The organism is Bradyrhizobium sp. Mp27 (assembly GCF_029953005.1).
In the GTDB taxonomy this organism is placed as follows: domain Bacteria; phylum Pseudomonadota; class Alphaproteobacteria; order Rhizobiales; family Xanthobacteraceae; genus Bradyrhizobium; species Bradyrhizobium barranii.
The window spans coordinates 1-209 of the sequence record NZ_JASAUS010000930.1; the positions used below are offsets into that span (position 1 = coordinate 1).

Here is a 209-nt window from a genome sequence, read left to right on the forward strand (position 1 = left end):
GCTGGTTCCGGAAGCGGTTCAGAACCGTGTGATCGGGCGTCGTATCTTCGAGGCTCAGACCGACGAAGCGCTTGAACGACAACCGGTCACCCAGCGCCTCCTCGAGCTCGCGTTCTGAAAGACCATAGAGCGACTGCAGCAACACAGCACGAAACAGCACCAGCACCGGATAACCCGGACGACCGGGGGCCCCTTCATCCCGCAAATGG

General features: G+C 61.2%; 1 protein-coding gene. It reads right to left on the reverse strand.

The window, feature by feature from the left end:
• A partial coding sequence (locus QJT78_RS53480; protein ID WP_281461035.1) for a transposase occupies nucleotides 1-209 on the reverse strand: 209 nt, incomplete at both ends.